The 25,518-nt window shown below is 63.1% G+C and carries 21 protein-coding genes, 1 tRNA gene and 1 riboswitch; all 22 genes read right to left on the bottom strand.

Features of this window, described 5'->3' with window-relative positions; all coding sequences use genetic code 11:
- Window positions 1-49: 49 nt before the first annotated feature.
- The 22 genes from ACX2DJ_RS06120 to ACX2DJ_RS06015 all read right to left on the bottom strand — a co-directional run bounded on the left by ACX2DJ_RS06120 (window position 50) and on the right by ACX2DJ_RS06015 (window position 25,516).
- Complete coding sequence (locus tag ACX2DJ_RS06120; protein WP_462571566.1) at window positions 50-1,963, bottom strand: TonB-dependent receptor plug domain-containing protein; 1,914 nt, start codon at window positions 1,961-1,963, stop codon at window positions 50-52.
- Window positions 1,964-2,142: 179 nt separating this feature from the next.
- A riboswitch (cobalamin riboswitch) is annotated at window positions 2,143-2,346 on the bottom strand.
- An 89-nt stretch (window positions 2,347-2,435) separates the two neighbouring features.
- Window positions 2,436-2,511 (bottom strand) — tRNA-Ala (locus ACX2DJ_RS06115).
- 163 nt (window positions 2,512-2,674) lie between these two features.
- Window positions 2,675-3,373 carry a hypothetical protein gene (locus ACX2DJ_RS06110; RefSeq protein ID WP_462571565.1) on the bottom strand — a complete coding sequence of 233 codons (699 nt, stop codon included), beginning with the start codon at window positions 3,371-3,373 and terminating at the stop codon, window positions 2,675-2,677.
- Window positions 3,374-3,586: 213 nt separating this feature from the next.
- Window positions 3,587-4,327 carry a Bax inhibitor-1/YccA family protein gene (locus ACX2DJ_RS06105; RefSeq protein WP_462571563.1) on the bottom strand — a complete coding sequence of 247 codons (741 nt, stop codon included), beginning with the start codon at window positions 4,325-4,327 and terminating at the stop codon, window positions 3,587-3,589.
- Between the two features lie 110 nt (window positions 4,328-4,437).
- Window positions 4,438-5,250, bottom strand: coding sequence for a pyrroline-5-carboxylate reductase family protein (locus tag ACX2DJ_RS06100; RefSeq protein ID WP_462571562.1), 813 nt, complete (start codon window positions 5,248-5,250; stop codon window positions 4,438-4,440).
- A 54-nt stretch (window positions 5,251-5,304) separates the two neighbouring features.
- The gene (locus ACX2DJ_RS06095) at window positions 5,305-5,811 is read right to left on the bottom strand and encodes a type III secretion system chaperone family protein (protein WP_462571561.1); all 507 of its coding nucleotides are present in this window, start codon (window positions 5,809-5,811) and stop codon (window positions 5,305-5,307) included.
- A gap of 154 nt (window positions 5,812-5,965) precedes the next feature.
- Entirely contained in the window at window positions 5,966-7,285 is a 1,320-nt protein-coding gene (locus ACX2DJ_RS06090) for an SPOR domain-containing protein (protein WP_462571560.1), read from the bottom strand.
- Between the two features lie 155 nt (window positions 7,286-7,440).
- Window positions 7,441-9,213 carry a cell division protein FtsZ gene (ftsZ, locus tag ACX2DJ_RS06085; RefSeq protein ID WP_462571559.1) on the bottom strand — a complete coding sequence of 591 codons (1,773 nt, stop codon included), beginning with the start codon at window positions 9,211-9,213 and terminating at the stop codon, window positions 7,441-7,443.
- Window positions 9,214-9,345: 132 nt separating this feature from the next.
- Window positions 9,346-10,626: a cell division protein FtsA gene (ftsA, locus tag ACX2DJ_RS06080; protein ID WP_462571558.1), complete on the bottom strand. Its 1,281-nt coding sequence runs from the start codon at window positions 10,624-10,626 to the stop codon at window positions 9,346-9,348.
- The gene (locus tag ACX2DJ_RS06075) at window positions 10,626-11,549 is read right to left on the bottom strand and encodes a cell division protein FtsQ/DivIB (RefSeq protein ID WP_462571557.1); all 924 of its coding nucleotides are present in this window, start codon (window positions 11,547-11,549) and stop codon (window positions 10,626-10,628) included. The genes ftsA and ACX2DJ_RS06075 overlap by 1 nt, the downstream gene beginning before the upstream one ends.
- Window positions 11,536-12,519, bottom strand: coding sequence for a D-alanine--D-alanine ligase (locus ACX2DJ_RS06070; protein ID WP_462571556.1), 984 nt, complete (start codon window positions 12,517-12,519; stop codon window positions 11,536-11,538). The genes ACX2DJ_RS06075 and ACX2DJ_RS06070 overlap by 14 nt, the downstream gene beginning before the upstream one ends.
- Window positions 12,516-13,004: a DUF4262 domain-containing protein gene (locus ACX2DJ_RS06065; protein ID WP_462571555.1), complete on the bottom strand. Its 489-nt coding sequence runs from the start codon at window positions 13,002-13,004 to the stop codon at window positions 12,516-12,518. The genes ACX2DJ_RS06070 and ACX2DJ_RS06065 overlap by 4 nt, the downstream gene beginning before the upstream one ends.
- Window positions 13,001-13,894, bottom strand: a complete 894-nt coding sequence (murB, locus tag ACX2DJ_RS06060) for a UDP-N-acetylmuramate dehydrogenase (protein ID WP_462571554.1) — start codon at window positions 13,892-13,894, stop codon at window positions 13,001-13,003. Before murB ends, ACX2DJ_RS06065 begins: the two co-directional genes overlap by 4 nt.
- Window positions 13,891-15,330 (bottom strand): UDP-N-acetylmuramate--L-alanine ligase, encoded by a 1,440-nt coding sequence (gene murC, locus ACX2DJ_RS06055; protein WP_462571553.1) that lies wholly within the window; start codon window positions 15,328-15,330, stop codon window positions 13,891-13,893. Before murC ends, murB begins: the two co-directional genes overlap by 4 nt.
- On the bottom strand, window positions 15,327-16,613 hold the full coding sequence (gene murG / locus ACX2DJ_RS06050) for an undecaprenyldiphospho-muramoylpentapeptide beta-N-acetylglucosaminyltransferase (RefSeq protein ID WP_462571552.1): 1,287 nt from the start codon (window positions 16,611-16,613) through the stop codon (window positions 15,327-15,329). The genes murC and murG overlap by 4 nt, the downstream gene beginning before the upstream one ends.
- Window positions 16,610-17,839 (bottom strand): FtsW/RodA/SpoVE family cell cycle protein, encoded by a 1,230-nt coding sequence (locus ACX2DJ_RS06045; protein WP_462571549.1) that lies wholly within the window; start codon window positions 17,837-17,839, stop codon window positions 16,610-16,612. Before ACX2DJ_RS06045 ends, murG begins: the two co-directional genes overlap by 4 nt.
- Window positions 17,836-19,209 carry a UDP-N-acetylmuramoyl-L-alanine--D-glutamate ligase gene (murD, locus tag ACX2DJ_RS06040; protein ID WP_462571548.1) on the bottom strand — a complete coding sequence of 458 codons (1,374 nt, stop codon included), beginning with the start codon at window positions 19,207-19,209 and terminating at the stop codon, window positions 17,836-17,838. Before murD ends, ACX2DJ_RS06045 begins: the two co-directional genes overlap by 4 nt.
- 7 nt (window positions 19,210-19,216) lie before the next feature.
- On the bottom strand, window positions 19,217-20,287 hold the full coding sequence (gene mraY, locus ACX2DJ_RS06035) for a phospho-N-acetylmuramoyl-pentapeptide-transferase (RefSeq protein ID WP_462571546.1): 1,071 nt from the start codon (window positions 20,285-20,287) through the stop codon (window positions 19,217-19,219).
- Between the two features lie 9 nt (window positions 20,288-20,296).
- The gene (locus tag ACX2DJ_RS06030; RefSeq protein WP_462571545.1) at window positions 20,297-21,775 is read right to left on the bottom strand and encodes a UDP-N-acetylmuramoyl-tripeptide--D-alanyl-D-alanine ligase; all 1,479 of its coding nucleotides are present in this window, start codon (window positions 21,773-21,775) and stop codon (window positions 20,297-20,299) included.
- A complete protein-coding gene (locus ACX2DJ_RS06025) occupies window positions 21,772-23,229 on the bottom strand; it encodes a UDP-N-acetylmuramoyl-L-alanyl-D-glutamate--2,6-diaminopimelate ligase (protein WP_462571544.1) in 1,458 nt (485 codons plus the stop codon). The genes ACX2DJ_RS06030 and ACX2DJ_RS06025 overlap by 4 nt, the downstream gene beginning before the upstream one ends.
- Window positions 23,229-24,983 carry a peptidoglycan D,D-transpeptidase FtsI family protein gene (locus ACX2DJ_RS06020; RefSeq protein ID WP_462571543.1) on the bottom strand — a complete coding sequence of 585 codons (1,755 nt, stop codon included), beginning with the start codon at window positions 24,981-24,983 and terminating at the stop codon, window positions 23,229-23,231. Before ACX2DJ_RS06020 ends, ACX2DJ_RS06025 begins: the two co-directional genes overlap by 1 nt.
- Entirely contained in the window at window positions 24,980-25,516 is a 537-nt protein-coding gene (locus ACX2DJ_RS06015) for a hypothetical protein (protein WP_462571542.1), read from the bottom strand. The genes ACX2DJ_RS06020 and ACX2DJ_RS06015 overlap by 4 nt, the downstream gene beginning before the upstream one ends.
- Between the last annotated feature and the right edge of the window lie 2 nt (window positions 25,517-25,518).

Here is a 25,518-nt window from a genome sequence, read left to right as displayed (position 1 = left end):
CATTTCCCGGCCAGATTGCGAGCGATTTGGCGAGCGCCCCTGGTGAAGTTCAGAGCGCGATGCGTAAACCGCCGATTACCGAACGGCCCGGCGAGATGAAGCTGAACACCTGTTCGTAAGTCTCATCGAGGAGATTTTCGATCCGCGCGAACAACTTGATGGAATCGGACACGCGCGTCTCCGCCGCCAGATTGACCAGCGTAAAACTGTCCAGCCGGACCGTAACCGGAATGAAGCTGGGATCGGTAAAGGCCAGATCATCGCTTGCGCCATTGTGCCGTACGATCAGCGTGGCTGAAGCTGTATCGCCCGGCGCAGTCCACGTCAGCACGGCCGAGGCGATATTGGCGGGGCGGCGCACTTCCTTGACCCCGTTCTCCTTGGCGTCAAGCCAGCTGTAGGCCGCATCGAGCGTGACTTGCGGGCTAAGCTGCGCGCGTGCGCTCAGTTCAATGCCTTGTTGCTTTGACAGCGTATCGCGATTGGCGGGCATCGCGATAAAATCCGGCGGTGGGAAATCGGTAAAGATCTCATCCTTAAGCTCGCTGTCGAACCAGGTTGCGGAAAACCGGATTGCGCCACCTGCAAGCGACTGATCGAACCCCACTTCCCAACCGGTCGACTTCTCCGGCTGAAGCCCCGCATTGCCGATGAAGCGCCCGTCCACGAAGCCGTAAAGTTCGAAAAAGCCCGGATTCTTGATCCCGCTGCCATAGGCCGCGCGGATACGGGTGCCCGGTGCGGCATCCACAGCGCCTGCGACGCGGAAGGTCACTGGATCGGCAAAGCGATTATTGATGTCCTTACGAAGCGCCGCCGAAAGATCGAAGCCTTCTCCTGCCGCGCGATATTCGCCCACCAACCCGATGTTGCGCGTGCTGCGGCGCCCGGTGAAGGCAAAGCCGAACGGATCGGTATTGCGGAATGTTTCGCGTTCGATATCGGCAGCGAAGGTCAGGCCATGCGCGAATACCGGGCCGCCCATCGACAGAGTGGAGACATAGGAACCCTTGAGCCGCTGCCCCTTGTGCCCGAATGTGCGCCCGATGGGGCCGAAACTGTCGCGGCTGATATCCGCCATCTGCCCGGAAAGATCGTGCACCCAGCGCCCGCCCAGCGTCTCTGCCCGCGCTCCGACCAGAGCATAGAGCGCATCCTGTTCGAAGCGGGCCTGAGGCGAATCGACGACCATGCCGAATGTCGGGCTGGCCGGGTCGAAATCCTGATCGTTGAACTGCCCTTCGCTCAATGTATAGCGCGCCGCCGCTCGCAGCGCGAAGCCGGGGGCCGCTTCGACCGAGCCCTTGGCCGCAAGCGTATAGCCATCGCGCCCGATCTTGCGGCTGCCGCCCCGCGCATTGGGCGTGCCATCGGTGGAAACCAGCGTCGCGCTCAGGGCAAGATCATGCCCCTCGCCTGCCAATCCAGCCCGTGCAGCGGCGTTGACGGTGCCAAAGCTGCCCGCTTCGATCCTTGCGGAAATCCCCGGAGCCTCGCGCCCAGACGCGCTGCGATAGGCAATGACGCCTCCGATCGCATCCGACCCGTATAGCGCGGATTGCGGACCGCGCAGCACCTCTACGCTGGAGCCCAGATCGGCTTGCAATGTCCCGACATCGAACTCGCCAGCGAAGGGATCGGACACTTCGATCCCGTCAACCAGCACCAGCACATGGTTGGCTTCGCTGCCGCGCAGGCGCAGCTGGGTTTGCCCGGCCACACCGCTCACCGCCACGCCGGGAACATCGCGCAGCACATCGGCCACGTCGCGCACCTGGCGCCGCTCGAGATCGTCGGCGGTCAGGATCCTGGCAGAGCCGGGGTAATCACCGGCAAGCTGGGGATCGCCCGAACGGCTGGAACTGACCAGGATCTCGTCTTCGGAGTGTGGTGCCGTCTGGCCCTGTGCGGACGACGGGAGCGCAAGCGCGATCACGCCCGCCGCAATGACATTATGTCGCATGTAGAATCACTACCTTCTCGCGCCTGAGCGATGTCAGGGCCGGGATCTCCTCCCGTTGCGGGAAGCGGCGCCGTGCGCAGGGCCAGCGCCTGCCCCGCCCACGGCATCGTAGCGGCCCCGGCCGCGCTTCGTCGCTCAGACGAAAAGGTTTCGCGCCGGGCCAATCCCTGGACCAGGCAAGAGCGACTGCGCATCCGGTCGGTCTCCTGGCTTGCGGGTCACCGCGCCTCACTCCCCTTCCCAGGCCAGCAAAGGCCCAGTGAGTGCACCATGATCCATGGCGCGTGAATGAAACGCTCGCCGCTTACAGTTGCAGGGACAGCCGCAGAATTGGGCGCTTGCCGCCCGCACCGCGTTCCCGTTACCGGCACGCAAGTCGTGAAGGAGCCGCCTTGCAGCCGCCCGTTCACGTGCATGGCTTTAGGTAAGCCGATAGGCCGGATCAAGAGTCAGAAATGGGGAAATATCCACCTGGTGGAGCCGAGCGGGATCGAACCGCTGACCTCGTCATTGCGAACGACGCGCTCTCCCAACTGAGCTACGGCCCCGTTCAGGTGTTCCAGGCGAGGGCATACCTTCGCATCGGGAGGCGGCAAATAGCGAATGGCTGCGCGCCCTGCAAAGAAAAATTGCTTTCCTGCGCCCGATACAGGTCAGGCGACACCCCTGTGGAGGGGACATCGCCTGATTCTGCGTTGAACTTATCCGAGCCTAATTAGAACCCGCCGCTACACTTGTAGCCTGGCGATAGGTCGCTTCAAGCGTGCGCGAACCGCCACTGCCATAACGAGCATCCCAGGCAGCCAGATCGACCCGGTATTTCTCGTAAGCACTGAAGAAATTCTCGAACACCTGCTCCATGCGCGGCAGCGCATTCTGGGCGAATTCGCGCAGCTGGCCACCGGGAACCTGATTGACCTCGCCGCTCAGCTGCAATGCCACATTACAAAAATCGGGCAGCACGGGTGGCAGCGCGAAGTAGTTGTAAACGCGCGTCATATAGGCGTCTTGATACTCGCGGAATGAACGCCCGTGCTTGTTGCGATATTCGGCCGCCAGGGCATTGTTGGCCGCAGCCAGTTCGCGCGAGTGACGCTTGAGAAAGGTGCGATAGTTATCGACCAGCCCGGTATGCTCGAGGCGTGTGCAATTCAGGGCCGCGACATTAAGGCCTGAGCGCAAATTCCACAGTGTCTGTTGCTCGCTGATACCCACATTCACGGTCTCGCGAATGCCAGCTGTGGACAGTTGCGGGATCGCCATGGTGGCAAATGCACCGGCCGGCGGCGTGGGCCGCGGGGGGATCACCACCATCGGTGGCGGGGGTGGCGCGACCGCCACCGGCGCCGGAGGCGGTGGTGGTGCGGCGCACGCTGCCAGAGCTGCGACAGTGGCGGCCACAACCGCCATTCTGGTTTTTGAAATCGTTCCTCGACCCATGGTTTGCCTTGCCCATCTGTTGTGATCCTGGGGGAAGCTAGTCAGAGTGTCCCTAACACCGGCTGAACCCCGAGGGTTAATGCAACAGGAGTATACCGTCTTGCAGGCAAAGAAAATGCCCGAGGCGCGTGTAGCGCCCCGGGCACGATGAAATGACTCATGCTTGCGACCATCTGCGCTGGATCACTCGCGCGACCCCATGAAGCGCAGCAGGAACAGGAACATGTTGATGAAATCGAGGTACAGGCTGAGCGCGCCAAGGATAATCGCCTTGCCGGCCCATTCGGTGCCCCGATAATAGCTGTACTCTTTCTTCAGCCGCTGCGTGTCATAGGCGGTGAGGCCGGCAAAGATCAGCACACCGATCGCACCAACCGCATAGTTGAGAGCCGGCGACTGAAGCCACCAGTTGAGCAGGGTGGCCACGAGCAGGCCGATCACGCCCATGATCAGGAAGCTGCCCCAACCAGAGATGTCTTTCTTGGTGGTGTAACCCCACAGGCTAAGCCCCGCGAAAGCCGCCGAAGTGGCAAAGAATGTCGCCGCGATCGAACCGCCGGTATAGACCAGGAAGATAGTCGAGAGCGACAGGCCCATCAGCGTGGCAAAGCCCCAGAACATCATCTGCAGCGTGCCCTTGCTGAACCGGTTTGCGCCGAAGCTCATCGCAAAGACGATCGCCAGCGGCGAAAGTGCCACCAGCCACATCATCGGACCTTGCGCGAACTGCAGCGCCAGCCCCGACCGTGCGGTGAGCAGCGCCACGATGCCGGTTAGAAGCACGCCTGATGTCATGTAGTTGTAAATCGAGAGCATGTGCTTGCGCAGCCCGGCATCGAACACCGTGGCGGTGCGCGGCACTGAAGCGCCGGCGAAGCCCTGCTCCTGCTGTTGCATGCGCTGGGTTTCGTTCCAATCAGCCATTGTAATACCTACTCCGATAATAACGGGCGCGGATTTAGCGCCATCTCCGCGAATATCGGGATTTTGCGAGCGATTTTCAAGCAAAACCGGCTTGCAAAGCGTGCAACTACTTAACCTTGCTCCCGGCCCCGCCCAGCCAGCTCGCTTCCCTTGGCGGCAGTCGCCCGCAATGTCTCGATCAGAAGTGATTTCAATGCGTTATCGGCATCGAGCACATTCAAGCCCTCGCGCGTCATGCCGCCGGGGCTGGCCACGCGATCGGCCAGCTCCCCGGATGGTACACCTGCCGATGCGGCAAGGCTGGACGCTCCTTCGACGGTTGCCAATGCCAGACTATCGGCCATTTCCTCGTCAATGCCCAGCTCCTGCGCGGCAGCGGAAAGGGCGTCGATGAAGCGATAGACGAACCCCGGCCCGGATCCCGCCAATGCCGTAACCAGATCGAAACGAGCCTCGTCATCAAGCCACATTGCCGTGCCAAGCTTGCCGAAAAGTGCCTGTGCCGCATCGCGCTGTGCGCTGCCCAGGCCAGTTTCCGCCAGGATCACAGGCGACTTGCCGATCCGCGCAGCGAGGTTGGGCATCACCCGCACATGCGCAGCGGCAGAGGGAAAGGACTGGCGCAGCATGGCAAGGTCGATCCCCGCCAGCAGCGAGAAAACGGTCACTCCTTCGCCGGCCAGCGCTTGCAGGCCCGGGCCGAAAGCGCCCAGTTGCTGCGGCTTGAAGCCCAGCAAAACCGCATCATGACCCGGCTGCGAAGGCGGCTCACGATACAGGTTCACGCCCGGCGGCACCTCGGGTATCGCAGGGTCGAGCACTTCGAAACGCGCCGGATCCTCGCCGGAAGCCAGCCAACCGGCCAGCATGGCGCCGCCCATGTTGCCACAACCGATAATCAGCAATTTATTGAATTCAGCCATTCAAACTCCCCTTGGGCCGGGGATCCACAGCCACGGGCTTAATGAGTCCTGACCCTAAGCCTCACCTGCGGCATCGACAAGCGCCGCTTCGAGCGCGCTGCGCGGGCTCTTGTCACCCCATAGTACAAACTGGAAAGCTGGATAGAATCGATCGCACTCGTCAATCGCGATCTCCACCAGCGCCTGAGCCTGATCAATGCTGAGCAAGCCATCATCGCCCATCAATGCCCCGTGCCGATAGAGCAGCACATTCCCCTTCGACCAGATATCGAAATGCCCCAACCACATCTGCTCGTTGACAAGTGCCAGCAATTCATAGGCCTGCTTTTGCTTGTCATCCGACACGCGAATGTCGGGCAGGCAAAGCAATTGCAGCACATTATCCTCACCGCGCCAGATCGCCTTGAGCTGGTACTTGGCCCAACTGCCCTGCACCTCGCCAGCCAGCTCGTCATCGCTGGTTACCTCAAAGGCCCAGCCACGCGCTTCGAACAGCGCAGCCAGCATTTCCACCGGTGCGGCATCGTCTGATCCGACGTATTCGATTTCGCGCGGTCTCATGCCGGGGCGCTCTCAAAGTGGGTCTTGCTTTGCATCGCCATGCTGATTGCCTCGGACGCAGGGGGTAAGGCAATGGCCATGCAACACCGGGCTGGGGAGAACCCAACTGGCTTGTTCAAAGCCTGTGCAAAGAAACCTGTGAGTTTGATTTTAATTATTTTAATTCAATGACTTCCTCGCCATCCGGGCTGGTATAGGCGAAGCTGTCAAACCCCTGCGCACGCAGTGACTGCACCATTTCGCGCGCATCGTCACGGCTTTCGAAGGGGCCGGTCAGCAAGCGGTTGGCCTGGCCCCAGCGAGTGACATAGGCGCCGCTGTCATCAAGCAGATCGGGCGCCTTGCGCACCATCCTGCGCCAATCAAACTTGAGCGCATCACGGTCCCGCCCGGTAGCCATCTGGACCCAATGTCGGCTGGGATTTGCAGGTGGCGCGGGTTCCGCCTGCACGCGCGATTCGCGCGGAATTTCGATTGCGGTAACATCGACCGCCCCATCACGCGCCTGAGCGGGCGCAGCCGATGGACCGGCAAGTCCGTTAAATGCCTCCGCAACACTGGCCTGCGGTTCAACGACCTGGGCGCGGCTAACCTGCGCCAGCCGGCTCTCATTGCGCGGCGGAGAAGAAGCCGGGGCGGCGCGGGTGCTAGGCTGGCCGAGCGGCGTACCGCGCGGGGCAAGTCTATTGTCGGCCTTGGCGGCGGCAGCACCGGCACCTGAACCAGCCTTGCGTGCGATCCGCTGATCGTCCCGCCCGATTTCCGCGGCCCGCGGAAAAATTCCCAGATTGGCGGCGGCAGCCTGCTGCGATGGCGTGAGACGAGGCATAAAGGCAAGATAGGGCGCCATCCGGCTGGCAAGGTCGGTCGGCATCAGCTGACCGGCGAGTGCCGCCGCATCATCGCTATCTCCCAATATCGCCAGCCCAAAGGCACGAGCGCGAAACGCCGCCAGATCGCGCCGATCGAGCAGCGGCCGCAAGGCAGCCTCAAACCCGGCACGCTCACCCGTAATGGCAAGGCTGATCGCCAGCCGCCGCCGGGTCTCGTCATCGGGCTCCGTCGCCAGCACGGTGCGATAGCTCTGCTGCGCCAGGGCATTGTTTCCAACCAGGTCCTGAGCCAGGCCCCAGTCGCTCAGGATTGCGTCGGTGTTGGCTCCGGCCTGCTCGGCTTCGGCGAACATCTGCAGTGCTTCCACCGGCCGCTGCGAACGGAGGTAGACTGATGCCATGCCCAGCTTGGCTTGGGCATGCTCGGGTGAGAGCGACAAGGCACGGCCAAAAAAGCCCAGCGCAGCGTCGAGATCTCCCACTCCAAGCGATGCGCCACCTGCCTCAACCAGCGCCCCAAGGTCTTGCGGGTTGCTGGCCAGGCGTTGCAGTGCATCACGCAGCCTTTCGACTTCTGGCGTCGGCAGCGACTGCACCACTTCGCGCGATGTCGACAGGCTGTTTGGCTGCTGCGCGCTCAACGTAGCTGGCAAAGCAAGCGCAAAGCACACAGCAGTTGCCGCGATTCGGAAGCTGACCTTCATGCCGCCTTCAAGACAGCAAGCCGCTATCTACCGCTAGTGCAGCTGAGCCGAACTGCAGGTAAACGCGCGACGAACTGCGCTGAGCGCGCGTGTTATTGATTGTTCTGCCTGCCAAGGAAGCGCGGGATGCTGAGAGAGGAACCGCCATCGTCTTCCTCGTCTTCATCGTCATCCTCATCTTCAGAGCGCCCCGCGCCGCGTGACAGATTGGCCATGCGTTCGAACAGCGTGCTACCGGTTGCTGCGGCACCGCCGGCTGCTCCACCGGCCCCCGCACCGCGTCCTGCGGCAGATTTGCCTGCATCGCTGCCCGCTGCACTATCGCCGTCACCGCCGCTGGAAACGGAGTCATCGCCAGAACTGGAGTCACTCGCACTGCGACCTCCCAGTATCGAAGCGCGGCGGCCGCCTTGATGGCCTGCTTCGTTCGCATCGGCGGGATCGACTGATGCGGCCGGCGCTTCGGCTGTCAGATCGAACGGCTCCTGATCGAATTGAGGTGCAGCATCACCGTGGTTGGCCGCTTCACTGCCATCACCGGCGATATCGCCATAGGGATCGTTTTCCTCGTTGCGCAGTCCGGCGAGCGGATCGACGATCCCATCCACGTCATCATCCTCGTCATCGCCCATTTCATCGCCGAATTGCATGCCGGTGAGATCGAATGGCTCAGCCGCCGATTCCTCGTAGTCCTCTTCCAGATCATATTCCGGCTGGTCCGCGCGTTCAGACGCGGTCTCGCCTTCTGCTTCCATGGCCAGCTCAAGCGGCTCCTCATCCATCGGCTCCGCAAACGGCGCAGGCGACGCATTGTTATCGCCGATTTCAAGTACTGGCCGTTTGGGTGGGCGAGCGCCACCGAGCGAAATCGGCGTCGCATCGGGCGCGCGCTGGACGGCGTGCTGGTCAATGCCCGTGGCTACCACTGAAACGCGAATCTTGCCTTCCAGATCGGGATTGAAGGCCGAACCCCAGATGATATTTGCGTCTTCATCCACCAGTTCGCGGATGTGGTTGGCTGCCTCGTCGACTTCGAGCAGCTTCATGTCCTCGCCGCCAATGATCGAGATAATCACCCCCTTGGCCCCGGCCATGCTGACCCCGTCGAGCAGCGGATTGGCGATGGCGCGTTCGGCGGCTTCAAGCGCGCGGTTCTCACCCTCGCCCTCGCCGGTGCCCATCATCGCCTTGCCCATCTCGCTCATGACAGAGCGGACATCGGCAAAATCGAGATTGATCAGCCCTGGCATTACCATCAGATCGGTGATCGAACGAACGCCTTGCTGCAACACCTCATCGGCCAGCATAAATGCTTCCTTGAAGGTGGTTTCCGCCTTGGCGATCAGAAACAGGTTCTGGTTCGGGATCACGATCAGCGTATCGACATGCTTCTGCAGCTCGTCGATGCCCGCTTCTGCCGCACGCATGCGGCGGGTGCCTTCGAACAGGAACGGCTTGGTCACTACGCCCACGGTGAGCACACCCTTGCGGCGGGCAGCTTCGGCGATCACCGGCGCAGCGCCGGTGCCCGTGCCGCCGCCCATGCCTGCGGCGATAAACACCATGTTGACCCCGTCGAGTGCATCCTCGATCTCGGCCACGGTTTCTTCCGCTGCTGCCTTGCCCACTTCAGGCCGCGCGCCCGCGCCCAGGCCGCCGGTGATTTCGGGGCCAAGCTGGATCTTGGTGTTCGCCCGCGACATGCTGAGCGCCTGTGCGTCGGTATTGGCACAGATGAAGTCCACACCTTCGATCTCGGCCTCAATCATATTGGCAATCGCATTGCCGCCGGCCCCGCCGATTCCCACCACGGTAATCCGGGGGCGCAGGTCCTCGCTTGAAGCCGGTCCGATATTGATACTCATCTCTTCGCCCTCCGAGCGCAAAGCGCGCCCATTAACCATTACCCTGTATTTGGCACAAAGCCGCTACACCTTTGATAGCGTAATAACCCTTATCCACAGTGGTTAAAGCGGCCATCGTGCGTCCTTGTTCCATCAAAAGTTCTCTCTCAGCGCCCGCCACAGCCGTTGAATCCCGAAAGCGCCGCCCAAACGGGTAATCGGCGCGCTCGCCGCGCCCACCGAACGTATGTCGATCGGATCGTCTGCCGCATAGAGGCACAGCCCCGCCAGTGTAGCAAACCCCGGCGTCGCATGCGCCTCGGGCAGTCCGGTAAGTGCTGGCGGGCGGCCGATCCGTACCGGCATGCCCAGCGCGCCTTGGGCAAACTCTGCCAGCCCGGCCAGTTCGGCCCCTCCGCCCGTCATCACCACCTGCCCGCCGCGCACCCCGGTAAAGCCCATTGCCTTGAGTGCGCGCCCGATCTCATCGGTCAGCCCGGAAAGATGCTGGGTAACGATCGATACCAGTTCGGCACGCGCGATGCGGTTCTTGTCATCCGCCCCGCGCGCGACAGGGCCTGCCTGATCATCGCCCGGCCCGTTGACGGGGATCATTTCGCGGTGGTCGGTCGGGCTGGCAATGGCAGAACCCGAAACGCATTTGAGCCGTTCCGCCTGAAAGCGGCGGATGCCGAAAGCAGAAGCGACGGCATCGGTAATGTCGCCCGATCCGAATGGCAGCGCCTTGAGCCCCAGCAGCATACCCGCCGCATAAACCGCGACATTGGTTACTTCACCGCCGATCTCGATCAGCGCCACGCCCAGTTCGCGCTCTTCCTCGCTAAGGCAGGCATAACCCGCCGCCAGCGGCGCAGCGACAATCGCCTCGACATCCAGATGCGCGTTCTGCACTGCCTCAGTGAGGTTCCTCACCGGGGCGCCATCAGCCAAAATCACATGCACATCGACCCCAAGCCGCTCGGCATGCAAGCCCTTGGGATTGGCCACCCCATGCGCCCCGTCAAGCGTGTAATGCGCCGGCTGGGCATGCAGCACCATGCGGCCATCGGGCTGGACTGTCTCGTGCGCCGAAATCAGCAAGTGCTCGATATCTTCTTCCTCGATGCGCCGTCCGCCAATGTCGATCTCGACCCTGGCGACCTTGCTCGCTAGGCCCGCCCCGGCGCAACCCACCCACACGCTTTGCACGCTGGTGCCGGCGTTCTTTTCCGCCCGCTCCACCGCATCGCGGATGGCATAGGTTGCCGCCGCCATATCGGTGACATAACCGCGCTTGATCCCGTTCGAAGCGCGATGGCCCGATCCGAGCACTTGCAGCTCGCCATTCTCGGTCTGCCCCATAATCATCGCGGAGATGCGGAACGAACCGGTGTTGACTGCACCGAAATAGCGGGTGAAGCGGGTCGCGGCCATCAGAGTGTCTCTGTCTCTTCTGCCTGTTTGGGCGCGTTCAACAGCGCGTCCGCGCGGCCCGGAATGCGCATGTAGATGCGCGGCGGCGCACGCATGTCAAAAGTCGTCACTTCCCCGCCCAGCAGGCGATTCTGCCCGTCGAGCCGTGCAAAGGATACCAGCGCGGCAGCAGCGCCGTCCTCGCCCTGCGGCAGCGCCAGCACCTGCTTGGTCTGAAAGGTCAGGTTCCAGCGGCGATTGCCGACCCATTCCGCCCCTTGCACCTGCGGGCGCAGCGCCGGCGCAGCCTCAAGCAGCCGTTCGAGCGCTGCCACCTGGCGCGCAGCACCCGGCCCGGAAATCAACAGCCTGTCACCAATCGCGGCGCGGCTGATCGGTTCAAGTTCGGTTCCCTCAACATCGACCAGCATGAAACGATCCGGCTTTTGCAGCACTGCATGCGGCACGCGCTCGACAATATCGATTGCCAGCGTCCCCGGCAGCTGGCGCGAGACGCGCGCATCCTTGACCCAGGCAAGCTGGAGCAGATCCTCGCGGATTGCCTCGAGATCAACCTGCGGCATGGGCCGGTCCCGCTCGCCCAGCACGCGCTCATAGACGCGATCATCGTTCATCCGTTCGATCCCGCTCACGCGGACATGGCGCACTTCGAAGCCCGCCTTGGACGCCATTTGCGAGATCTGCGCCTGCACCAGCGCGGGAACGCCCGCGATACTCGCGACCAGCCAGGCCAGCGCCAGGGCAGCGGCGATGATGAGGTAGAGGAAAATGCGCTGTAGCTGGTCTTCGGTGAAGGGGAGCAGCCCCATCAGCCAATCGACTATGCGGCCGGTGATGCTGCGCGCCTTGCGCGCCTTGCTTGCCCGGTCGTTCGCCCTGGCGACCCGGCGCACCCCTCTGGCAGAGCGCTTAATCGTCGCCATCGCCGCCTCCGGCCAGCTTTTCAATTGCATGCTTGCGCAAGGCCGCGGCAATGATCGCTTCGACCAGATCGGCATAGTCCATGCCGGCATGGCGCGCCTGTTCGGGCACCAGGCTGAGCGGGGTCATACCGGGCTGGGTATTGGTCTCGAGCACGAACAACCCCTGTTCACCCTGCTCGTCATCCCAGCGGAAATCGGTGCGGCTGGTGCCCGCACAGCCCAGCACGCGGTGCGCGCGTAGCGCATAGTCTTCGCACAGCGCCGCGATTTCGGGCGGAATCTGCGCCGGGCAGACGTGCTGGGTACGGCCCTCGGTATATTTGTGCTCGTAATCGTAGAAGCCGCTGTCGATCACCAGCTCGGTCACGCCCAGCGCGCGCGGGCCGTCCTCCATATCGATCACAGCGGATGTGAGCTCGCGCCCGCGGATGAAGGGTTCTGCCAGCAGTTCGGCAAAATCCTGCCACGGGCCGGGCGTGTCGCGCCCGATCGGATCGCCGTAATTGCCTTCAGCCGTCACGATCGCGACACCAACCGACGATCCTTCGTTGACCGGCTTGAGCACATAGGGCCGCGGCAACGGGTCTTTTTCGAACAGCTCCTTGCTCTTGACGATCCGCCCGCCGGGCATGGGGATGCCGTGCGGCACCAGCGCCTGCTTGGTCAGCTGCTTGTCGATTGCGATCACCGAAGTGGCGAGGCCCGAATGGGTATAGGGAATGCCCATCAGATCGAGCATGCCCTGCACGCTGCCATCTTCGCCCGGCACGCCGTGGAGCGCGTTGAACACCACATCGGGCGCCGCCTCGGCGATGCGCGCGGCAACCTGCCGGTCCATATCGATGCGGGTGACGCGGTGGCCACGACTTTCGAGCGCCTCGGCCACGCCCTTGCCGCTCATCAGCGAAACTTCGCGCTCATTGGCCCAGCCGCCCATCAGGACGGCGATGTGGAGTTTGGGAAGGCTCACTGTAACACCCGTTCTTCCCAAAGCGTCAATTGGCCCCCGCCCGTGCCTTCGTCAAAGTCGACCTCCCAAGGGAATCTGCCTCGCCTATCTGGCCAAATTATCTGGAAAGCCCGCTCAAAAACCATGCCACATTGGCTTTCTTGGAACCAAATTGCCGACCCCCAATACTTTGCAGTGAGATGCTCAGAGGCGACTTCTCTGAACATACAATCATAGCCGTTCAAAAGCTGATCGGTCCTGCCAAAGTCTTCCATGACCAGGCCATTGCGGCACAATGCGAGTGTATCGTTGATGAGTACCTTCATCATGTTCAGGTCCAAACCCGAAATCAAAACGTCCGGTTGTCCTAGGGATTCTGGGAAACCGATCGAGTAGGCAAAATCTGGCTCCGCCCCATCCGGATCGAAAACAGCATTAATGAAACAGCCGTCGCTCTCGACAAAGTCCATGATCTTCTGCTCGTGATCTGACAGCACCTTTCTCACTTCTGCCCCACCCGCTGGATTTCCCATTCCAGCTCAATCCCGCAATTCTCTCGCACGCGGCGGCGCACTTCCTCGCCCAGCGCCTCGATATCGCTGCTGGTCGCGTCGCCGGTATTGATGAGGAAATTGGTGTGCTTTTCCGAAACCTGCGCGCCGCCCAGCCTGAGCCCGCGGCAGCCCGCTGCGTCAACCAGCTGCCAGGCCTTGTGCCCTGCGGGGTTCTTGAAGGTCGAGCCGCCCGTCTTGGTCCGCAGCGGCTGCGATTCCTCGCGTGCGGCGGCGATGCGGTCCATCTCCGCTCCGATGACTGCCGGATCGCTCGGCAATCCCTGAAAGCGCGCCGAAACCACCACCGCCCCATCGGGCAGGCTGGAATGGCGATAGGTATAGGTCAGATCAGACGCCGAGAGCGTGGCCAGCCTGCCATCAGGCATCACCACCTCGCAATCGATCAATATGTCGGCCACTTCGCGGCCATAGGCGCCGCCATTCATCTTGACGAAGCCGCCTACGGTGCCCGGTATCCCGCGCAGAAATTCGAGGCCCGCAATCCCCGCATCGCGTGCGGTCGAGCTGACCAGTATACCGCTCGCCCCGCCGCCGCATTCGAGCCGGTGGCCGCCTAGCACCTTTACGCCGGCAAACGCCTTGCCCAGCCGCACCACCACACCGGGCACCCCGCCGTCGCGCACGATCATGTTCGAGCCCAGGCCCAGGGCCATCACCGGCATGCTGCCGTCCAGCCCCGCCAGGAACTGCCGCAGATCGTCAAGATCGGCAGGTTCGAACAGCCAGTCGGCATTGCCTCCTGTCTTGAACCAGACCAGCCTGGCAAGCGGCGCCTGCGGCGTCAGCCTGCCGCGAACGCCTGGCAAGGTGGCAGTAGTCATGCGGATTTCCCCGCCGCTGCATCGATCGCCGGCGCCAGCCCCGCTGCCCATCTGGTGATGTCGCCTGCCCCCAGGCACACTACAATATCGCCCGCCTCAAGCTCTTGCCCGAGCACTCGCGCCAACTCGCTCTGGTCGGCGACCGTGGAGGCGGCGCGGTGCCCGCGTGACTTCAGCCCCGCCACCAGCGCTTCCGCATCAATGCCCTCGATCGGTTCCTCGCCCGCCGTATAGACGGGGGTCACGAACACCTGATCGGCATCGTTGAAGCAGCTCTGAAACTCGTCCATCAGGTCACGCAGCCGCGTAAAGCGATGCGGCTGGGCCACCGCGATTACCCGCCCGCCATTGATACCGCCCACGGCTTCACGCGCCGCGGCCAGCACCGCCTGGATTTCGACCGGGTGGTGCGCGTAATCGTCAATGATCGACACCGTGCCGCCCTTGCGCGCAACTTCGCCCACGCGAGTAAAGCGCCGCCGTACCCCGCTGAATGCTTCAAAGCCTTCACGGATCACACTTTCATCGCAGCCCATCTCGATCGCCACGGCAATCGCGGCGAGCGCGTTCTGCACGTTGTGCCTCCCCGGCATTGGCAGGCGCACGCCTTCGATCCGGCGGTCTTCCTCACCGCGCTGGCGCACGATTACGTCAAACAGGTTCCCGCCCGCATCCGGCCGGATGTTCACGCCGCAAATATCGGCCTGGAGCGAGAAGCCATAGGTCACAACCTTGCGGTCGCGCACCTGGCCGATCACCGCCTGCACTTCGGGATGATCGATGCACAGCACCGCCGCGCCATAGAAAGGCACATTGTGAATGAACTCGACGAAGGCGCGCTTTACGCCCTCGAAGTCGCCGTAGTGATCGAGATGTTCGGGATCGATATTGGTGACCACTGCGATCGTCCCGTCGAGCCGCAGGAAGCTGCCATCGCTCTCGTCCGCTTCAACCACCATCCAGTCTGACGCGCCGAGCCGGGCGTTCGAGCCATATTGCTCGATGATCCCGCCATTGATGACGGTGGGATCGATGCCTCCACGATCAAGCAGTGCGGCGATCATGCTGGTGGTGGTGGTCTTGCCATGCGTGCCTGCCACTGCGACGGTGGACTTGAGCCGCATCAGCTCGGCCAGCATCTCCGCGCGGCGCACCACGGGAATGCGCGCTTCAAGCGCAGCGGCGACTTCGGGATTGCTGCGCTTGACCGCAGTCGAAGTGACGACCACCGCCACCCCGTCCACATTCTCGCGCGCATGGCCTATGCTGATCGCGATCCCGCGGGCGCGGAGCCGCTCGACACTGGGGCTGTCCGACAGGTCCGATCCCTGCACCTGATAGCCGAGATTGTGCATCACTTCAGCGATGCCCGACATGCCGATCCCGCCGATGCCGACAAAGTGGATCACCCCGATATCGGTGCCGACACCCTTCATTCTGCGCGGTCCCGGTTGGCCGTACCCGCCGTGCGCGCACCTTCGCCCGCCCGATTGTGCCCACTGGAACCAACGCGGATCACATCCATCAGATCGATCCGTCCGAAACTCTCAACCAGGTCGGCGAGGTCGCGCGCGGCGTGCGGTCGCCCGCAATTCCAGGCCGCATGGGCGGCATTGGAGAGTGTTTGCGGCGCCATCGCCATCGCCTGGATCTGTAGCGAGATATCCTTCGAAAGCTTCTGCAAGGCGTCGGATTGCGCCACACGCTCACGGTTGTCCTTGTGATCCCAGCCGGTGACTTCCTTAACCGTTACGGCTGGCTGGCGGATCATACGCGCCCCGCCCGCCTTCACCATTTCGCGGGTGTTGGCGGCCTGGTGATCGTCAGTCGCGATCGGTAGCGGGATCAGGATCGCCGGGCGTCCCACTGCGGTCAGCTCGGCAATGGTCGATGCGCCCGCGCGCCCGATGAACAGGTGGCATTCGGCAAGGCGCACCTCCATATCCTCGAAATAGGTGCCCAGCTCTGCCGGGATATCATGCGTGCGATAGCGCTCGCGCACCCGCTCCAGATCTTCCGCCCGGCATTGCTGCGTCACCTGCAAGCGCTGACGCAGGGCGGGCGGCAACATTGCCAGGCCATCGGGCACCACTTCGGACAGCACCCGCGCACCCTGGCTTCCGCCTGTAACCAGCACCTTGAGCAGCCCGTCTTCTGTGAAGGGCGGGTAATCTTCATCCCGCAAGGCGAGCACTTCGGGTCGCACCGGATTGCCTACGACATGCACGTTGTCCATGTGCTTGTGCTTGAGCCGCTCGACCTCGAGATAGGCGGTGGCGATCGCATCGACCCGCCCGGCGAGCAGGCGGTTGACGCGGCCCAGCACCGCGTTCTGTTCATGGATCACCGTCGGAATGCCCGATCCCCCAGCGGCCAGCATGGCGGGCAAAGCAGGATAGCCGCCAAAGCCCACCACCGCGCTGGGTGCAAAACTGTCGAACAGGCGGTGCGCCATGGCGCGGCCTTCAAGCACTGCCTTGATCCCGCCAAGCCAGCGCAGCGGGTTCTTGCCGAAACGCCCGGCGGGGATAACATGCGCGGTGAGGAAATCGGGCTTGCCAGGGATTGCCGCCCCGCGCTCGTCGGTGATCAGCGCGACATGGTGCCCGCGTCGATCAAGCTCCTGCGCCAGTGCAAAGGCAGGAATCAGATGGCCGCCGGTGCCGCCTGCGGCGAGCACATAATGGCGGCTGGCGCCGGTGCGGATGTCGCCGCTCATGTCGGCTCCTCCTTGCGTTCGAACAATGCCTTTAGGCCCGGTGATTGCCGCCTCAGGAAGGGGTTGCGGCGGGTGATCGCCAGCAGCAGGCCGATGGTCAGGCACATTGCGATAGTCGACGAGCCGCCATAGCTTACCAGTGGCAAGGTCATGCCCTTGGAAGGGAACATCTGCAGATTGACCAGTATATTGATGAACGCCTGGCCGCCGATCGCCGCGACCAGTCCCGCACCGCCGAGCACGGTGAAAAGATTGTCATCATCCACCAACCGTATCAACACGCGCCACAGCAGCGCTATGTAAAGCACCACCACAAAGGCGCAGATGAGCAGGCCGAATTCCTCGCCGATGACGGAGAAGATATAGTCGGTATGGGCTTCAGGCAGGTTCATCTTGCGTACCCCCAACCATAGCCCCGTCCCGGTCCAGCCGCCAGCCAGAAGCGTGCGTTGCGCCAGGTCGACCTGATCGAAGGCAGTGCCGCCGCCGATGAAGGAATCGATCCGATGGCGCGCATTGTCATACAGGAAATAGGCTGCGGTGACGCCCACGATACCTGCCCCTACCAGCACGCTCAGCCGCTGCACGCTGACGCCTGAAAGCAATACCAGCACGAACCATATCCCGGCGAACAGCATGGTGTCGCCCAGATTGGGCTGAAGCATCAGCAAAATGGCTATCAGCGCCATGATCGCTGAGGCAAAGGCAAGCACCGGCAGGCCTGGATCGCGCAATCTGAGGCTGAGTATCCACGCCAGCAGAACGGCAAATCCGGGCTTGAGAAACTCTGAGGGCTGCAGTGAAAAGCCGAAATTGATCCAGCGCCGCGCGCCATTGACTTCGAAACCGATCATCGGGACCAGTGCCAGCAACACCAGCATCGCGGATGCCAGAAGGATGCCGGCCTGCCGCGCGCGCTCACGCGACAACAGCGAAGTGCCCAGCATCACGCTCAGCCCCAACGCCTGCCACACCAGGTGCTGCTTGAAGAAATAGAACTCGCTCAGCTGCACATCGACTGTCGAAAGCCGATCTGAGCTGGCGGGCGAGGCGGCCGCGACTGCACCAGTGCCAATCAGCATCAGCAGCAGCACAAGGCCAAGCACGACCTTGTCGATCTCGCGCCACCAGATGCGCAGTTCGGCACGCCAGTCAATGCGCAGGTTCGCCGCGCCAGACGCGCCTTTGCCGCGATGGTGCGGGATATAGGGTTTGGCGCTGCTCATGCCGATTCCCCTGATTCAAGCGCAGACTGGATCTCGTCGTTCGCGCCGGTCAGGGCAGCCACCACCTGGCGAAAATGCGCCCCGCGCGCTTCATAATCGCGGAACTGGTCGAAACTGGCACAGGCCGGGGACAGCAGGATCACTTCGCCTGACCGTGCGCGCGCCATCGCCCGCCCGACCGCATCATTGAGCATTTCGGCCCGCTCGACGTGGATTTGCGGCTCGAGCAGCTCGGCAAAGCGCGGGCCTGCCTCACCAATGGTATAGGCCGCCGCGATGTTGCCAAGATGATCGGCGCAAGGCCCCAGCCCGTCTTCCTTGGGCAACCCGCCGACGATCCAGTGGATGCGCGGCGCACCGCCATTGATCTTGGGATCAGGCGGCCAGGCGGCCAGCGCGGGGGCTGCACTGTCTGGATTGGTTGCCTTGCTATCATTGATGAACAGCACGCCTTCGTGCTTGGTCACAAGCTCCATGCGGTGCGGCAGACCGTGAAAGCTCGCCATTCCGCGCTGCCACTGCTCGCGCTTCAGGCCCAGTTCCTCCACCAGCGCCACCGCAACCGCTGCGTTCTCGAGATTGTGCGGCCCGGCAAGCGCCGGCCAGCCGATCTGCTCAGCGGCCAAGGCCTTTAGATCGGCACATACTGCCCGCGCCTGGCCTCGCCGCGCGGCCTCGCGTTCACGGATCGCACAGGTCGGCGCGTCACCGCAGCCGAACACCGCGAACTGCTGCGATTGCTGCATTTCAAACAGGCGCGCTTTCGCCGCGGCATAGGCGGAGAATCCGTCGTAACGGTCAAGATGATCGGGTGTGATATTGCTGAGCGATGCTGCATCGCAATCGAGCGAGAAGGTCAGGTCGATCTGGTAACTGGACAACTCCAGCACATACACGCCGCCTTCCGGCAGCGGATCCTGCGCCAGGATCGGTAGGCCGATATTGCCGCCCATCGCGGCCGGTACGCCAGCGGCCTTCAGGATATGGTGCACCAGCGCGGTGGTGGTCGATTTGCCATTGGTGCCGGTAATCCCAACAACCTTGTGCGGCGGCAGCTCGGCGCGGGCCTGAGCGAACAGTTCTATATCGCCGATCACCGGCACGGCGAACCTGGCCGCATGCGGCACAATCGGATGGGTGTTGAGCGGCACGCCGGGCGAAACGACTACACCATCGAACCCGGTCAGATCCTTTTCCAGCGGATCGGCCAGCTCGCAGCGCCCCTCAAACGGCGTACGCGCATTGTCCTGCCGATCCCACGCCAGCACCCGCGCCCCGCTGGCCAGCAAAGCCTCGACGGTCGCCGCGCCGGAACGCGCGAGGCCGAGCACCGCGTAACTTTTTCCGGAAAAGGCCTGCGCTGTTATCACGGCCCGGTCACCTCACCTTCAGTGTGGCAAGGCCCGCCATCGCCAGCACGATTGCAATGATCCAGAAACGGATCACCACCTTGCTTTCGCTCCAGCCCAACTGTTCGAAATGGTGGTGTATCGGCGCCATGCGGAACACCCGCTTGCCCGTGCGCTTGAACCAGAACACCTGGATGATCACGCTGGCGGTTTCAGCCACGAACAATCCGCCCACGATCAGCAGCACGATCTCGTGGTGGCTCGCCACCGCGATCGTACCCAGCGCGCCCCCCAGTGCCAGCGATCCCGTGTCGCCCATGAACACTGCGGCCGGCGGCGCGTTGAACCACAGAAAAGCGAGGCCCGCACCCATGATGGCGGCGCAGAAGATTGCCAGTTCGCCTGCGCCCTCGACATAGGGGATACCGAGATAGGCGGAATAGTCGACGCGCCCGACCAGATAGGCGATCAGCGCGAAGGTGCCCGCCGCAATTATCACAGGCATAATCGCCAGACCGTCAAGCCCGTCGGTCAGATTTACCGCATTGCCGAAGCCCACGATCAGAGTGGCGGCGAAGAGGAAATAGAATGGCCCGAGCGGGATCGAAACGCCGCTGAGAAAGGGGACATAGAGATTGGTGCTGACCTGGCTGACGATGATGTAGGAGGCGACACCCGCTACGATGAATTCCAGCAACAGCCGCACGCGGCCCGACACACCCCGATGGCTGGCCTTGGAAACCTTGTCATAATCGTCGAGGAAACCGATCAGGCCGAAACCGATCGTCACAGCGAAACAGGCGCAAACCAGCGGATTGCTCAGGTCCATCCAAAGCAGCAGCGCAAAAGTGAGCGAAACCATGATCATCAGGCCGCCCATGGTGGGCGTGCCGCGCTTGGCAAGGTGCGATTGCGGGCCGTCCTCACGGATCGGCTGCCCCTTGCCCTGCCGCACGCGCAGCAGGTTGATGAAACGCGGGCCGATCAGCAGGCCAAAGAACAGCGCGGTAATCAGCGTCGCACCGGCACGAAAGGTCTGGTAGCGTACGAGGTTGAGAACGCCTTCGAAACCCAGCCATTCGGCGATCAGGTATAGCATGCGATAATCCTAGGTTCCGCCCGGGCCCTTCGACCCGGATAGACCTGTAAAATGTGACACCAGCGCACCGAGGCCGACCGAATTGGAACCTTTGACAAGGATCGCGTCACCATGGGTGAGCCCGAACTCCTTGAGCGCCGCAATCGCCTCGGCTGGTGTATCGCAATGCGCGAAGCCACCGGGAATGCCAAGCGATTGCACGCCCGCTTTCCCCAATTCACGCGCCAACACGCGCATCTCCTCACCCACCAGCACCGCATAGTCGATCTTTGCCTCGGTCAGCGGCTCGATCAGCTGGGCGTGAAACTTCGGTCCGAAGTCCCCCAGCTCCTTCATGCTGCCCAGCACTGCAATGCGGCGGGTGGCAGGCGTTTGGCCCAATTGCCGCAGCGTTGCCCGCATCGAAGCAGGATTGGCATTGTAGCTTTCATCGATCAGCAGCGCCTTGCCGCCCGGCACGGCCAGCTGGTGGCGCGCGCCGCGCCCTTTCAGCCCGCCCATTTCCGCCAGCGCCAGCCCCGCTGCACCCAGATCGCCCCCTGCGGCCTTGACCGCAGCCATCACGCCCAATGAGTTGGCGATCCAGTGTTCGCCCGGCTCTGCCACCGAATAGCACAGCCGCGTATCGCCCAGGTCCGCCGTCACCAGCGAGCCGCCATTGGCGCTGGGGATCGCATCAAGCAGCCGCACGTCTGCATCTGCCGCGGCACCGAAAGTCACCACTTTCGCGCCATATTGCCGCGCGATCGCGACCATTTGCGCGCAGTGTGGGCTGTCCGCCGGGATCACTGCCGTACCGCCGGGCACAAGCCCTGAGAAAATCGAGGCTTTCTCGTCGGCTATCGCCTCCATGCTGCCGAGATTTTCAATATGCGCAGGGGCAATTGTGGTGATCAGCGCGACATGTGGGCGCACATGAGCGGCAAGCGGGGCAATCTCGCCCGCATGGTTCATCCCCATTTCGAACACGCCATAACGGCTGCGCGCGGACATGCGCGCCAGGCTCAAGGGCACGCCGACATGGTTGTTGTAGCTGCGCACACTGCGATGCGCCGCCCCGCGGCTGGCGCGGTCGAGCGCGAGGAAGAGGCTTTCCTTGACCCCGGTCTTGCCCACCGAACCCGTTACCGCGATCCGCACCGCTTGTGTGCGCTCGCGTGCGGCATGGGCCAGCGCATGCAGTGCCGCCGTGGTATCTTCGACCAGCACATGCGGAAATTCCACCGGGTGAGCTACGATCGCTGCCACCGCGCCATTGGCAAAGGCTTGCGGCAGAAAATTGTGCCCGTCCATCGCCTCACCCTTGAGTGCAATGAACAGATCGCCGCGGCGCACATCGCGCGAATCCATCTCGACGCCGGAAACCTGGAAATCATGGCTTGCAGCGCCGCCGGTTGCAGCCGCGATCTCGGCTGAATTCCACAGCGCAAGTGGCAGTGCGTCGCGCCGGTCCACAGGCCATCTGCGCAGGGCCCCCAGTGCATTCATTGCGACACCTCGCGCGCTACCTGCACGTCATCGAACGGCAATACCCGCATATTCTCTCCCGACCCGATTATTTGTCCCTGTTCGTGCCCCTTGCCTGCAACAAGCACGATATCCTTTGCGCCGGCCCTGCGAATGGCCTCGGCGATGGCTTCGCGCCGGTCGCTGATCTCGATTGCATCCGGCGCGCCCGCCAGCACCGCTGCACGGATGGCTGCGGGGTCTTCACCGCGCGGATTGTCATCGGTCACGATCACCACTTCGCTGCCCTTGCTCGCCGCCTCGCCCATTTCCACACGCTTGCCCTGATCCCGGTCGCCGCCTGCGCCGAACACAGTGATCAGCCTGCCCTCGACATGCGGGCGCAAGGCATCGATCGCCGCGACCAGCGCATCCGGCGTGTGCGCATAGTCGACATAGACCGGCGCACCTTGCGCAGAGATGGCTGCGCGCTCCAACCGCCCGCGCACGGGCTGGAGGCGATTTGCCGCGTCAAGCACCTGGCCTGGCGCGCTGCCAGTCGCAATCGCCAGCCCGCAGGCGGTCAGCGCATTGGCAGCCTGATAGGCCCCGATCAGCGGCAGATTGATCGAGCGCGGCTGGCCATCGTGTTCAATCTCCAGCGTCTGTCCCAACTGGGTTGGCTTGCGGGCAAGCAGGCGGATGAAATCGCCCCGTTCGCCCACCGTCAGCACGCGCAGCTTATGCGATTTCGCGTGCCCAATGGCCTGGCGGGTCCACTCGCTATCGTCCTCGCCATGCCAGATCACCGCCGCTGCGCCGGGCTGCATCACGTCGTCAAACAGCCGCATCTTGGCGGCAAAATAGGCTTCCATCGAGCCGTGATAGTCCAGATGATCGCGGCTGAAATTGGTGAAAGCACCAGCGGCAACCGGCACGCCTTCGTTGCGATACTGGTCGAGCCCGTGGCTCGATGCCTCATAGGCGACATGCGTCACACCTTCGCGCGCGAGGCCGCTCATATTGCTCAGGAAGGTAACGATATCGGGCGTTGTCAGCCCGGTTGAAACGCTGCCGTCCGGGGTCGTCACGCCCAATGTGCCAATGCTTGCTGCCCGCTCGCCGCCCATCAGCCACAGCTGGCGGGCCATCTCTACTGTCGAGGTTTTGCCATTGGTGCCGGTGACCGCGACGATGGTATGCGGAACCGGGGTGAAGAAAGCCGACGCCAACCGGGCAAAGGCGCGGCGCGGTTCGGCGTCTGCAAGATGCACCGCGCCTTCCACTTTTGCTTCGGCGCGCGCGACCACGGCAATTGCGCCAGCCTTTATCGCCGCCGGAATGAAATCCTCGCCGTTGAAGCGCGCACCCTTGAAGGCGCCAAACACTGTGCCCGGCGCAACCTTGCGGTGGTCGATCGCAAAGCCCGTCACCTCGGCGTCACCCGCGCCTGCGATTGCAATCCCCGCCTTTTCTGCCAGCGCCCCCAGCCGCATCACTCTTTCTCCGGTACGAGCGATTGAAGATCGGTCAGGTCGACGTCGCGGGTATTGTCCGGCCGCACGCCCAGAAGCGGGCCGATCCGCGGCACCAGCTTTCCCACGATCGGGGCCGCATTAAACGCGGCGGTGCGCTGATAGGAGCTGGCAACAGTGCCGTGTGGCTCATCAAGCATCGCAATCACCACATAGCGCGGATGATCCATCGGAAAGACTGCGGCAAAGGTCGAAACAAGCGAGGAGCGCCTGTATCCGCCAGCGCCAGGCTTTTCGGCGGAACCGGTTTTGCCACCAACGCGAAACCCTGGTGCATCGGCATTCCTGCCAGTCCCATAGAGCGAGATCATGCGCAGCAGCTGGCGCATGCGCGAGGAGGTGGAAGCCTTGAACACCCGCCGGCCGCGCGGAATCTCATGCGCTTCAAGCTTGTGCAGGGTCGCCGGACGCCAGATCCCGCCATTGACCATTGCTGCATATGCGCTGGCCAGGTGCAGCGGGGTCACCGCGATGCCATGGCCGTAACTTACCGTCATATTGGTAAGCCGCGCCCAATCCTTGCCCGGCCACAGCGGGAAACCGCGCGCCGGTAGCTCGATATAGGGCCGCTCGTTCATACCCAGGTCGATCATGGTGCGGCGCAGGCGTTCGGGGCCAAGTTCATCGGCCACCCGTGCGGTAACGGTATTGGAGGAATGGATCAGCGCTTGGGGTACGTTCAGCGTCGCGCCCTTGGGCTTGAGATCCTTGATGGTAAATCGCCCGACCTTGAACGGCTCAGCGTTCCACGGCTTGGCGAGGTCGCGCACCACCCCGGCATCGATCGCAGCTGCGATAGTCAATGGTTTGAAAGTCGAGCCGAGTTCATAGACCTGATTGGTCACCCGATTGAAAGCGCGCGGGGTTTCGCCGCGTTCCGTGGCTTCCTTGGGCAGCACCAGGTCATTGCTCTGGACAGCATTGGGATCGAATTCGGGCAGCGATGCCAGCGCCAGCACCTCTCCGCTATCGACATCAAGCACGATCCCGGCAGCCCCCATCGCGTTGACCGCCAGCATCCCGCGCCGCAGTTCATCCTCAAGCGCGCCCTGCACGCGAATATCGATCGAAAGCGGCGCTGAATTGCCGCGCAACGCCGGATCGCGCAATTGCTCGTCGAGCACCTGCTCCATGCCGATCTTGCCCTGGCCGTCCGAATTCACATAACCCAGCACATGCGCCGCCAACATGCCTTGCGGATAGTGCCGGTCATTTTCGCGCGGCATTTCCAGCGCCAGTTCGCCGATCGCCTGCACGCGATTGGCATCTTCGGGCAGCACGCGGCGGCGCAAATAGCCTGCCTTGCCCGAAGCCAGCCGCTCGGCAATGTCGATTTCATCAATCTCGGGGAAGATCGCATTCAGCTGCCGGGCTACTTCCTGCGGCGACTTGACCAGCGGCGATCCGCCCTCACCCATGGCGCTTGGATTATACCACAGCGCATAAGCGGGGAACGCACGCGCCAGGGGCACCCCATTGCGATCGGTGATTTCACCGCGCGGCGGCAGCAGCGCTTCTTCCAGCGAGGTGCGCACCGGGCCGTGATCGGCCAGGCCCAGGTAAGCGATGCGGACCAGCGCTGCAAACGCCACCAGCGCAAAAACCAGTGCGATCCACAGCACGCGCCAGCGCGCCTGCGCCAGTGATTGGCGCCGGAACGTAACGAGCTGGACCCTGCCGCTGGATATGGCCGCGCTGGCCGAAAGTGTATTCATTCAATAGCCTCGGCGCTCAGCAAGGTGCGCGCATTGGCGCTGCGCACCGGTGAGGCATCGGCCAGCAATTCGCCCACCGCTTCCGCAAGGCTGTCTGTGGCATCGGGCATGTCTGCGGCTGCCAAGGTTACCGGGCGCCCTGAAACCGGGGACACCATCGGGCGCGGTTCGCGTGCTGTTGCGCCATCGGCCGCGGCTTCGGCACTCGCAAAGCGGATCGGGCTCGGAGCATCTGGCCCACGCGCAGCGCCAAGCGATGCAAGTTGCAGTTCGCCTTCAAGGAATTGATCGGCGCGCGGGGCGAGATAGCCGAAATCGACCGCGTTCCATTCGGCCAGCTGCCGCTGGTTGGCGCGGGCTTCGAACTCGGTTTCGAGCATCATGGTTTCCCGCTCAAGCGCGATCAGTTCGCGCTCGGCGAGCGAGACTTCACTTTTGACCGCGTGGACCTGGAAACTGAGCGCGAGGAACGCGCCACAACACGCGGCGAGCACGATAAGCCAGCCAATCTGGCGCAAGCGGGATCCGGTCATGT

It is taken from the genome of Altererythrobacter chaiwopuensis, from assembly GCF_054957755.1.
Note: the sequence above shows the minus strand (reverse complement) of the source record. Positions and strands in the feature narration are given on the sequence as shown.

Coding starts and splice junctions, on each gene's coding strand:
- ACX2DJ_RS06120 (WP_462571566.1), bottom strand. CDS start 1,963: ATGCGACATAATGTCATTGCGGCGGGCGTGATCGCGCTTGCGCTCCCG.
- ACX2DJ_RS06110 (WP_462571565.1), bottom strand. CDS start 3,373: ATGGCGGTTGTGGCCGCCACTGTCGCAGCTCTGGCAGCGTGCGCCGCA.
- ACX2DJ_RS06105 (WP_462571563.1), bottom strand. CDS start 4,327: ATGGCTGATTGGAACGAAACCCAGCGCATGCAACAGCAGGAGCAGGGC.
- ACX2DJ_RS06100 (WP_462571562.1), bottom strand. CDS start 5,250: ATGGCTGAATTCAATAAATTGCTGATTATCGGTTGTGGCAACATGGGC.
- ACX2DJ_RS06095 (WP_462571561.1), bottom strand. CDS start 5,811: ATGAGACCGCGCGAAATCGAATACGTCGGATCAGACGATGCCGCACCG.
- ftsZ (WP_462571559.1), bottom strand. CDS start 9,213: ATGAGTATCAATATCGGACCGGCTTCAAGCGAGGACCTGCGCCCCCGG.
- ftsA (WP_462571558.1), bottom strand. CDS start 10,626: ATGGCCGCGACCCGCTTCACCCGCTATTTCGGTGCAGTCAACACCGGT.
- ACX2DJ_RS06075 (WP_462571557.1), bottom strand. CDS start 11,549: ATGGCGACGATTAAGCGCTCTGCCAGAGGGGTGCGCCGGGTCGCCAGG.
- murB (WP_462571554.1), bottom strand. CDS start 13,894: ATGACTACTGCCACCTTGCCAGGCGTTCGCGGCAGGCTGACGCCGCAG.
- murC (WP_462571553.1), bottom strand. CDS start 15,330: ATGAAGGGTGTCGGCACCGATATCGGGGTGATCCACTTTGTCGGCATC.
- murG (WP_462571552.1), bottom strand. CDS start 16,613: ATGAGCGGCGACATCCGCACCGGCGCCAGCCGCCATTATGTGCTCGCC.
- ACX2DJ_RS06045 (WP_462571549.1), bottom strand. CDS start 17,839: ATGAGCAGCGCCAAACCCTATATCCCGCACCATCGCGGCAAAGGCGCG.
- mraY (WP_462571546.1), bottom strand. CDS start 20,287: ATGCTATACCTGATCGCCGAATGGCTGGGTTTCGAAGGCGTTCTCAAC.
- ACX2DJ_RS06030 (WP_462571545.1), bottom strand. CDS start 21,775: ATGAATGCACTGGGGGCCCTGCGCAGATGGCCTGTGGACCGGCGCGAC.
- ACX2DJ_RS06025 (WP_462571544.1), bottom strand. CDS start 23,229: ATGCGGCTGGGGGCGCTGGCAGAAAAGGCGGGGATTGCAATCGCAGGC.
- ACX2DJ_RS06020 (WP_462571543.1), bottom strand. CDS start 24,983: ATGAATACACTTTCGGCCAGCGCGGCCATATCCAGCGGCAGGGTCCAG.
- ACX2DJ_RS06015 (WP_462571542.1), bottom strand. CDS start 25,516: ATGACCGGATCCCGCTTGCGCCAGATTGGCTGGCTTATCGTGCTCGCC.